The sequence below is a fragment of the Marinobacter sp. genome, from assembly GCF_048259445.1.
In the GTDB taxonomy this organism is placed as follows: Bacteria; Pseudomonadota; Gammaproteobacteria; order Pseudomonadales; family Oleiphilaceae; genus Marinobacter.
The window spans coordinates 94,601-101,470 of the sequence record NZ_JBLXHQ010000017.1 but is presented as its reverse complement, the minus strand read 5'-3'; the positions used below and the strand labels follow the sequence as shown (position 1 = coordinate 101,470).

7 protein-coding genes and 1 tRNA gene are annotated in these 6,870 nt (G+C 54.9%); 4 read left to right on the top strand and 4 right to left on the bottom strand.

Annotated elements, in window-relative coordinates:
* A partial coding sequence (locus ACN0RL_RS13275) for an insulinase family protein (RefSeq protein ID WP_417517533.1) occupies positions 1 to 1,717 on the top strand: 1,717 nt, incomplete at its 5' end.
* Here ACN0RL_RS13275 and ACN0RL_RS13270 read toward each other — a convergent pair.
* Together ACN0RL_RS13270 and ACN0RL_RS13265 are read right to left on the bottom strand one after the other, a co-directional pair.
* Positions 1,704 to 2,339, bottom strand: coding sequence for a TIGR04282 family arsenosugar biosynthesis glycosyltransferase (locus ACN0RL_RS13270; RefSeq protein WP_417517531.1), 636 nt, complete (start codon positions 2,337 to 2,339; stop codon positions 1,704 to 1,706). The genes ACN0RL_RS13275 and ACN0RL_RS13270 overlap by 14 nt on opposite strands.
* The gene (locus ACN0RL_RS13265; protein WP_417517529.1) at positions 2,326 to 3,033 is read right to left on the bottom strand and encodes a TIGR04283 family arsenosugar biosynthesis glycosyltransferase; all 708 of its coding nucleotides are present in this window, start codon (positions 3,031 to 3,033) and stop codon (positions 2,326 to 2,328) included. Before ACN0RL_RS13265 ends, ACN0RL_RS13270 begins: the two co-directional genes overlap by 14 nt.
* Before the next feature lie 86 nt (positions 3,034 to 3,119).
* Between ACN0RL_RS13265 and ACN0RL_RS13260 the strand changes: the two genes are divergently transcribed.
* Positions 3,120 to 3,196 (top strand) — tRNA-Arg (locus ACN0RL_RS13260).
* Positions 3,197 to 3,266: 70 nt separating this feature from the next.
* Here ACN0RL_RS13260 and ACN0RL_RS13255 read toward each other — a convergent pair.
* Positions 3,267 to 3,746 carry a winged helix-turn-helix transcriptional regulator gene (locus ACN0RL_RS13255; protein WP_417517527.1) on the bottom strand — a complete coding sequence of 160 codons (480 nt, stop codon included), beginning with the start codon at positions 3,744 to 3,746 and terminating at the stop codon, positions 3,267 to 3,269.
* Positions 3,747 to 3,864: 118 nt separating this feature from the next.
* Between ACN0RL_RS13255 and ACN0RL_RS13250 the strand changes: the two genes are divergently transcribed.
* Together ACN0RL_RS13250 and ACN0RL_RS13245 are read left to right on the top strand one after the other, a co-directional pair.
* Complete coding sequence (locus ACN0RL_RS13250) at positions 3,865 to 4,596, top strand: SDR family oxidoreductase (RefSeq protein ID WP_417517543.1); 732 nt, start codon at positions 3,865 to 3,867, stop codon at positions 4,594 to 4,596.
* 13 nt (positions 4,597 to 4,609) lie between these two features.
* Positions 4,610 to 5,203, top strand: a complete 594-nt coding sequence (locus ACN0RL_RS13245) for a 2-hydroxychromene-2-carboxylate isomerase (protein WP_417517525.1) — start codon at positions 4,610 to 4,612, stop codon at positions 5,201 to 5,203.
* 158 nt (positions 5,204 to 5,361) lie between these two features.
* Here the strand turns inward: ACN0RL_RS13245 and ACN0RL_RS13240 are convergent, their stop codons facing one another.
* A complete protein-coding gene (locus ACN0RL_RS13240; RefSeq protein WP_417517523.1) occupies positions 5,362 to 6,828 on the bottom strand; it encodes an ethanolamine ammonia-lyase reactivating factor EutA in 1,467 nt (488 codons plus the stop codon).
* Between the last annotated feature and the right edge of the window lie 42 nt (positions 6,829 to 6,870).

Genomic DNA, 6,870 nt, shown 5'->3' with positions numbered 1-6,870 from the left:
CATCATTCGTGAGCAAGGCATCAACCAACAGCGTTTTGACGAAATGCAGCGGCTGGCACAAATCGACTTTCGTTTTCGCGAACAGGGCGAGCCCATGCATGAGGCCATGCGCCTGTCGAGCCAACTCCAGGACTACCCGGCAGACGACATTCTAAGTGCACCCTGGTTGATGGAACGTTACGCACCGGATCAGTACCGGGATATTCTGTCCAGACTGACTCCAGATAACGTAATGGTGTATTTGCTCGCACCACAGCTCGGGCTGAAGAATCCAAACCTCACTCAGTGGTATGAAACACCCTGGCAAATTGAGCCCCTGAATGCGGAAGCGCTGCAAACCCAAGCACCAGACGCACTCGCCAAAGCGCTCGAGCTTCCATTGCCCAACCCGTTTGTGCCGGAAAACCTGGCCATGGTGCCGGGCAAAACCATGGATAAGCCCGAACTGCTGGGTAATCACGAGGGTATGGCGATCTGGTTTGCCCGGGATACACGCTTCAACACGCCAAAAGCCAACGTATTTTTCAGCCTGCGCACGCCGGCGGCACGGGTATCTGCTCGCAGTCATGTTCTCACACGGCTTTTGGTCGACAGTATCAACAACAATCTGAACGCCTGGGCCTATTCCGCACGCCTTGCCGGGCTGGATTACAGCATCTATCCGCACTTGCGCGGCGTTACAGTGCGGGTTGGTGGTTACAGCGACAAACTGCACACTCTGATGAACCGCATCCTCATGCAGGTTGCCACCCCGGAGGTCACCCGACAGCGGTTTGATATCGCCCGACAAAACCTGATAGACAGCCTACAAAACAAAGCCAAAGACCGCCCGGTGGAACAGACATCGGAGTTCATCCAGACAGCTCTGCTCGAGGACACCTGGAGCACCGAAGAAAAGCTCCTCGCTGCCAGAGACGTAACCCTCGACGAACTCATGTCTTTTGCCGAGGCCCTGCTCTCGGAAGTCGATCCCGTGCTGCTGGTTCACGGCAACATTACAGAAGCCTACGCACTCAACCTGGCGCAGCAGATTGATGCGATTGTTCTGGGCAAGAGTGACTTTGTAGCGGTCGAGCGCAGCCGTGTGCGCAAGCTGCCGGCAGAGGAAATGCTGGTTTCCCTGAACGTCGAACATCCGGATACCGGGTACACGCTTTACACTCAGGGCAAGACCACCAGCTTTGAAGAGCGCGCCCGCTTCCGCCTGCTGGCGCAGATTATCAGCAGCCCGTTCTATGAAGAAATCCGTACCACGCGCCAGCTTGGCTACATTGTGTACGCGACACCGTTCGAGATGCTCGAAACTCCGGCCTTGGGCTTTGTGGTTCAATCCCCCACTGCCAGCCAGGAGGCCATTGACCAAGCGGTTCGCGAGTTCACTGACGGCTTCGAGAACACTCTTGGCAAGGTGAGTGAGGAGCGCCTTGAGCGTGAAAAACAGGCGGTTGTCAGCGGCCTTATGGAACGGGATCGTCAGTTGGGGGAAATCTCGGAGCGCTACTGGCGCGAGATTGACCGCGGTGCAGATGGCTTTGATTCTCGCGAGAAGCTCGCGAAAGCCGTTAAAGCCGTCAGCCTTGAAGAGCTGAAAGCCACCTTCAGGCATTCGGTACTAAAGCGTGACAGGGCGCTGCGCGTAGTGACCGGAGGCGAAGGATTGAGTGCCAATAAAGCCCGCGATCTTATTCTTCAGCAACCGCCGGTCACCGCAAAGTAAGCTGAAAACGCGCCCAATCCTCGGGCTCATCTACGTCCCAGCGGGGCTCCAGCAAACCAACGCTGAGCCCCAGCTCTTTCAGCCGTTCACAGGTTTGCTCAAGAACCCCCTCCGTGCCCCATGCAATATCATCGAGCATGTGCGGAACCACCCGGCGAGCGCCAATCAGCACGTAGCCACCGTCATCGGACGGCCCCAAAACCACATCGTATTCCTGCAAGCCAGCCACGGCCTGGTGCACGTAACCCGGCTCAACCGAAGGGCAATCGCTGCCGACAATAATCGCCAACGGGTGCGACGCCAGGCCGCTGTCCAGCGCACCCTGCATACGAACGCCCAAGTTAGCGCCCTTCTGTATTCGTTGCTCCAGGCCTTGATGCTCGATGGCGCGAACAACCTCCTGCGCATCCTCTGGCACAGCCTCAACTGCCCTATCCCACCAGAACTGTACAGGAAGGCCACTGCCACACAGGTTATCCAGCACAGCAAGCGTGAGGGTTAAGTGCGCATCCAGCGCTCCGGAAACACCCAGTGCCGGAATAAGGCGGGTTTTCACCCGCCCCGCTTCCGGCCACTTGGCGAATTGCATTAACAGCGCACTGGGGGCTTCAATCTTTGCCATTACGAACATCCGAACGGTAGGAGTGAACAAGCGCTTGGGGTGATTCGCCGCGCCAGTAGCGCCAGCGTAAACGCCACATAAGAAAAATCGTACGCCAGACGCCACCTTGCTCCCAGCGCCGGCTGTCGGTGACCACCGGATCGTGAATACAAAAGGGCCGGGAAACCAGGCGGAGGCGCCTGGAGAACCCTATATCCTCCATGATCGGCAGGCTATCAAACCCGCGCAGAGCTTCAAAAATCTCCCTGCGCACAAACAGCGCCTGATCCCCGGTACAAATACCTGTTAACCGCGAACGCTGATTCATGAACCAGGCAATCACCCGGAACATCGAACCCTGGCCGCTCAGGCGCACATCGAAGCGGCCCCAGGCTTTATCGCTTGCAACAAACTCACTCAGGCAATCCAGTGCATTTGACGGAAGGCGGGTATCCGCATGCAAAAACATCAAAACACGGCCTTTGGCAACAGAGGCACCCGCATTCATCTGCGCGCCCCTGCCCTTTTCTGACTGAACCACCCGATCCGCAAGCGGGCGTGCCAGTCTGGCTGTGCCGTCCGTGCTCCCCGCATCCACAACAATCACTTCGTGCCCCGCGGCACGTAACGGTTGCAGAGCGCCAAGCGTTTCCACAACGCCCGAAGCCTCCATCCAGACTGGCACAACAATGCTTAGCGAGAAAGGGTCAGACAAAGCAAACTCCCGGACCAACAGAAAACACGGTAACACCTTGAGCCATAAGCCTCAGGCCGTTATCATACCGATCTTCTGAAAGAAGCGCCTTCGTAGCTCATCTGGATAGAGCGTCCCCCTCCTAAGGGGAAGGTAGCAGGTTCGAGTCCTGCCGAGGGCACCAACCAAACACCAAGCATTGATCCAAGACCCGCGCCGATTTGCACATCCTGACTGCCGTTGTCCCGTTACGCTCAATAATTCAGTAACTGCTCAGAAACATCCTGCCATTGGTCGCCCACCTCAACCCGGATATCACGCGCGGTCACCGGCTCACCGCAGCAGGAACACACGGTAACCGGCTGCATAGCCTGGCCGCATTTTTTGTGCACATGAATAACCGGGGCTCCTCGCGAATCTGCCAGATGCTTGTCACCCCAGTGAACAAGAGCAAGAATCACCGGATGTAACTCCAGCCCCTTTTCAGTCAGCCGATACTCCTCTCGGACCGGCTTGTGCTGGTACGGCGCTTTCTTCAGAACGCCATGTTCGACCAGCTTCTTCAGACGATTCGCCAGAACATGACGGGTAATACCCAGCCGCCGCTCGAATTCATCGAACCGTCGCACACCAAGAAAGCAGTCCCGCAGGATAACCAACGTCCAGCGATCGCCAATAACCGACAATGAACGGGACAAGGAACAAGGCTGCTCATCCAGATCTTCCCACCGCATAACTGACACCCGATTGGAGTTTCCCAAAGAATAACTTGACAGGTTCTAAAAAGGAACCCAACCTATTCCAAGTTCCAAAAAAGAACTCGGGAGGGTGAGCGTGCCAGAATCTACGGAAATAAACGAAAGAAACCGTGTGGCCGTTGTCATTGGTGCCGGCGATGCGACCGGTGGTGCCATTGCCCGGCGATTCGCCAAAGAGGGCTATACGGCTGTTATTACCCGCCGCAGCCGGGAGGCCCTGGAGCCGCTGGTCCAAACCATCCAGTCCGAGGGCGGACGGGTTCAGGCATTTGGCTGTGACGCCCGCAAAGAGGATGCCATGGCCAGGTTATTCCAGCACGTAGAGCAAGAGGTTGGCGACATCGAAGTCGTGGTGTTCAACATAGGTGCCAACGTTCGGTTCTCGATTGCTGAAACCACAGAGCGCGTCTATCGCAAGGTCTGGGAAATAGCGGCGCTATCAGGCTTTCTTACCGGTCGCGAGGCAGCGAAAGCGATGCTGCCACGCAACAGAGGCACTATTATTTTTACCGGTGCAACAGCCTCACTTCGCGGAAGCAGCGGATTCAGCGCATTTGCTGGGGCTAAGTTCGCTCTTCGCGCCCTGGCACAGAGCATGGCCAGAGAACTTGGCCCCAAAGGCATTCACGTTGCCCACCCGATTATCGACGGTGCAATTGATACGGCCTTCATCCGTGACAACTTCCCCGATATGTATGCTCGAAAGGAACAGGACGGCATCCTGAATCCGGAGCACATCGCCGACCAATACTGGCAAATTCATTGCCAGCCCCGGGACGCATGGACGCACGAACTGGATTTACGGCCCTGGATGGAAACTTTCTGAAAAGGATAAAATCATGAGCAAAACCATCGACGTATACTTCGACGTAGGCAGCCCTGCCACCTATCTTGCCTGGACGCAATTGCCCGCACTGGCGGACCGGAACAACGCCAGTATCAACTGGAAGCCGATGTTGCTTGGCGCCGTGTTCAAGGCAACGGGGAATCAGACGCCCGCGGCCATTCCAGCAAAAGGGCGCTACATGCTGACCGATTTGAAGCGATTCGCTGACCACTACGGCGTGCCCTTTGTATTTAATCCTCACTTCCCGATCAATACATTGCATCTCATGCGCGGCGCTGTTGGCTATCTGGATACCGATCACTTTCAGACCTACCTGGATGCCGTTTTTAAAGCCTTGTGGGTGGATCAGAAGAACCTTAATGATCCATCGGTCGTTACAGAGGTGCTTGCCAACGCGGGATTTGATCCGGACAAAGTTATGGCTCTGTGCAACAGCTCAGAAGTGAAAGAAACTCTCAAGGATCTGACTGACGAAGCCGTTTCCAGGGGCGTGTTCGGCGCACCAACCTGCTTTGTCGGCAACGATATGTTCTTTGGGCAGGATCGCCTGGATTGGGTCGAAAAAGCTGTCATGTCATCCACCTAGAGGGCGTAGGCGGGCTTTCTCGCCTTGCTCGCTACCATTTGGTGCTGAGTGTAAGCTGATTCGTTCCCTTCTCGAATCTGACTGTGCAGGAACTGGACGTAGTGCAGCAGTGCCGAATCCAGTTCAATGACAACACTGTTGAGCGCGGGTTGCCAGGGTTACTCAACCTGCTTTGTTTCAAACACCAGAGACTTTATGACCACCGGCACGACCGTTCCACTCGCTAACGGTTTGCCTATGTCAATATAGTCGCCCTCTGCGACCACCAACTGGTCAAGGCAAACGATGTTCAGCTGGTTGTTGATCGATCGCATAGTCTGGCCCAGCACTTTACCGATGTCGGATTCAAGCACAACGATCACGGGTAGCGTTTTGCGAATCAGGGGCTCCAGCCCTTGCAGCAGTCCCCTTGCGAGCACCTGTATTTCCTTGAATGAAAAGTGCTGCTCGCCGAGCAGCCCGATAGCAATCTTTTCCAGGGCATTACTCTCATAGAAGCTGCTAATGCTCTGTGCAACCTGTCGGGCAATGGTTGTTTCATCCTTGGGAATGAGGTCGACAAATGGGATGGCAACCGGAATGTTCTTGAAGGGCAACAGTTGTTCATCGACCAGAATGGTACTGCCACTTACATCAACCGTCTGGGCTCCAGCGCCGATAACCGTCGCGCGAATGGTTTCCAGCGGTTTAACCAAAGGTATCTTTTTTGCTTGGGAAAGATTTGCCAACTCGTTACCTAATAACGGCCCCAGGTCATTGTATTGCGTGGCCTCCTGTAATGTCATAGTCGGGCGTGGCGAATAAACGTGGTCAGCAACTCCTCCAGAGATCATAAAACTGTCTATTTTATAATTCAGTCGCAGAGGTGCGGTAACAAGCAGTTTCGTTGCCAGCGTGCTCGGTTCTATCACTCCCAAACATTCCAGAACCACTTTCGACATGCGCTGACAGATGCGTCGCAAATCGTCCAGGCTGACACTGTCACCCTTGCGAAGCTCAAGATTCAGATCAGAAAGAACCAGGAGCATAGGTTCGCTGACGGCCGTGATTCGACTGCTTACCTGGTCGACCTGAAGCATGCGGCCCCCAACATTGAAGCAACACGAGTCTATGGCCTTGCCGTTTTTAAAAACACCAATATTGGACGTTCCTCCACCTATGTCCACATTGGCCACGATGGAAAACTCACGTCTTGAAAGATCCGCGGCTCCAGAGCCTTTGCCCGCAATAATGGCCTCGAGCTTGCCACCGGCTGTTGCCACGACAAAATTCCCGGAAAACTCCGCGACTCTGGCTGAGATGCTTCTGGCATTTTCATTTCTGGCGGTTTCCCCGGTGATGATGACGGCGCCAGTGTCAATGTCTTTCGGGCTTATCGCAGCACCATCAAACTCCGACTGAATCAGCTCGAAGATTTTATCGATATCAAGCCGGCTGTGGGTATCTATAGGAGTGGTGTGAATTTCGCTCTTGTAATACACCTCTTTATCGGTGATAGCGAATTTTGGCACCAGACTTCCCGGTGCAATGTTCTTTAAGGTCAGCCGACTGAACACCAACTGCATTGTAGACGTGCCAATGTCGATACCGACGCTCTGCAAGATCTGTGGGCTTTTGGTTGCCAAGGTTCTATCTACCTATGCTGACAGGCTAACTGTTCTGACAGT

What these genes read in the sequence shown, in the direction of transcription:
- ACN0RL_RS13270 (WP_417517531.1), bottom strand. Translation starts at nt 2,339, where the DNA reads ATGGCAAAGATTGAAGCCCCCAGTGCGCTGTTAATGCAATTCGCCAAG.
- ACN0RL_RS13255 (WP_417517527.1), bottom strand. Translation starts at nt 3,746, where the DNA reads ATGCGGTGGGAAGATCTGGATGAGCAGCCTTGTTCCTTGTCCCGTTCA.
- ACN0RL_RS13245 (WP_417517525.1), top strand. Translation starts at nt 4,610, where the DNA reads ATGAGCAAAACCATCGACGTATACTTCGACGTAGGCAGCCCTGCCACC.